The organism is Halorubrum sp. SP3 (assembly GCF_005435195.1).
GTDB classification, from domain to species: Archaea; Halobacteriota; Halobacteria; order Halobacteriales; family Haloferacaceae; genus Halorubrum; species Halorubrum sodomense.
The window spans coordinates 1-2,017 of sequence record NZ_SGTU01000065.1; the positions used below are offsets into that span (position 1 = coordinate 1).

Genomic DNA, 2,017 nt, shown 5'->3' on the forward strand with positions numbered 1-2,017 from the left:
ACTCAACGTATTTCGCCCACTCGGGCAGATGAACAGCACGGGAGGTTATCGTGTCGAGGTCGGGCGACACCGTCCGCCCTGTGAGAATATCGCGAAGTAGCGTCGTCCGAGCGACGGAGTCTTGACGAAGTAGATGACGGCGGACGCTCCGTTGGAGGGTGTCGATCCCCTCCTCGGTTGCCTCGTCGTGTTTGTCTGCGAGATCGTCTCGCAGTTCGAGCACGTCCTTCGCCGCCTGTCCAAACGAACGAGCCATTAGTCGTTAGCGCGTTCGATCCCGAGTTGCCACACCTCGGGATCTAACTCCGTTGGCACCCCAACTTTCGTCCGCACCTCGTAGCGCCGTTCGGGATGGCCGTCGAAGGTTAGTTCGTCTCCGACGCGAACGCCGTCTTGGAGGTCACAAGATGGGCGTAACAGCCCCGTGAAGGATGTTTCCTCCTCGGTCCCTTCAGTGACCACGTTCGAAGACGCAGACGCATCAAATAGCCATATTGCCGTCTCACCAACACGCTCGTCGCTGCTGTCGTACGACCGCCCACCTGCGGTGCGGTAGACCGTACAGTCCGCCTCGTTGATCTTCGTCTCCGAGAGCAGGTAGTCAACGGCTAACATGGGTTACGGATACCGTCGATCAGCGCGGTCTGTGCGGTAGGCGTCGTAAACTCGATCCCTTGGATCGCGTCGTCAACGGCGCTTGCTTCCGACAACCCGAGTTGGGTCATCTCCTCGTACTGGCCCAACTGAAGACTGGAGCCATCAGAGGTACGGAAGGTCACGTCGTTGGGGCCGACGTTGTCCACCCGAACAGGACTGTTCTCTACGGCGCCTTTCGCCTTCGCACAGACGATTCCGAGCAGCGCGACGGCCAGCCCACGGTCGCCGTAGAAATCGCTCACATCGGCGCGTAGCGCCAACACACGCTTTCCTGAATCAACAAGCCCCGAGAGGTCTTCTTCGGAGATGTGTGACTCAGAATACTGTGTTTCGTCACGAACAGCAGCCCGCAGGTCGCTGTTTGAGGTTATATCGAAGTCAGCGTCGTTGGCTGGCATTACGAATCACGCTCCTCGTCGTCTTTCCAGCGACTCTCGTCTGAAGTTTCTTCAAGGAAGTCGTCGGGGGTGTCCTCGCGATCATCCCGAAGGCGTTCTTCGACGGCGGACACGTCTATCTCACCGTCGTGGCCGTTCATGTGATGTGTCTGTGCGAGGGTGATGTTGACGAGATCCTCTTGGGTGTCCGCGACACGCTCTACGTCCTCACCAATTGAGTCGATTCGCTCGTCAACCCGATCCACCTGTGAGAAGATAGTTCGAAGTTGCTTCGTGACGCGGGTGTCGTAGAGATGCTCGTTACTGTCGGGTTTGTAGCCGACGAGTCGGTCAATGAAGGGTGGCGCGTAAAACTGCCACAACAGCCACGCGAACGGAACCAACACAACCAGCGTCGGGTTGGATTGAAGCAACCCCCACGGGATCGTCATGTGGGTGTCCCTCCGTGACTCGTTACGCCTGCTCTCCGAACAGCGTCGAGACGTTCATTCCGTTCGATTCTCGCGTTTTTGATGGCACGTCGTACATAGTGTGATTAGATTTGATAGCTGGTTCGCAGTAGCCGCGTCCGAAAATGTGCGAAATGGCTGAATATGATGGACTTCTAAATCGTACCCGAATGTTTCTTTGTGGGATTGTCTGTCCATCCCACAATCTTGACACTCGTACTTGTCTCGTTCAAGTGTTCGTCTTCGGGCGTCCAACCATCCTTCTCCGTAGTTCTGCCCGTATCCACCACGCCAGTTGTGGTGTTCCTCACCTGTCTGTCCGAACATTGGGTTGTCTTCACCCATGCGGCGTTCAGACAACTCATCAGCAAGCCACTCAGTACGGCACTCGGGAGAGCAGAAAGTCCCATCCCAGTTTCTTACTTTGCTTCGTTGGCGTGTGAACGTTTCTTCACACCAGTCGCACTGAAATTCTTCCTCAGTAAGACTGACGCCGTGTGTGCGTTTGTGATG

General features: G+C 56.3%; 5 protein-coding genes. All 5 read right to left on the reverse strand.

Annotation, left to right across the window (positions count from 1 at the left end):
• A partial coding sequence (locus EXE42_RS19620; protein ID WP_206750724.1) for a hypothetical protein occupies positions 1 to 223 on the reverse strand: 223 nt, incomplete at its 3' end.
• 32 nt (positions 224 to 255) lie between these two features.
• Positions 256 to 615: a hypothetical protein gene (locus EXE42_RS15240; protein ID WP_137706880.1), complete on the reverse strand. Its 360-nt coding sequence runs from the start codon at positions 613 to 615 to the stop codon at positions 256 to 258.
• A complete protein-coding gene (locus tag EXE42_RS15245; RefSeq protein ID WP_137706881.1) occupies positions 609 to 1,055 on the reverse strand; it encodes a hypothetical protein in 447 nt (148 codons plus the stop codon). Before EXE42_RS15245 ends, EXE42_RS15240 begins: the two co-directional genes overlap by 7 nt.
• Positions 1,055 to 1,486: a hypothetical protein gene (locus EXE42_RS15250; protein ID WP_137706882.1), complete on the reverse strand. Its 432-nt coding sequence runs from the start codon at positions 1,484 to 1,486 to the stop codon at positions 1,055 to 1,057. The genes EXE42_RS15245 and EXE42_RS15250 overlap by 1 nt, the downstream gene beginning before the upstream one ends.
• 54 nt (positions 1,487 to 1,540) lie before the next feature.
• A complete protein-coding gene (locus EXE42_RS20820) occupies positions 1,541 to 1,849 on the reverse strand; it encodes an HNH endonuclease (protein WP_158293721.1) in 309 nt (102 codons plus the stop codon).
• Positions 1,850 to 2,017 lie beyond the last annotated feature (168 nt).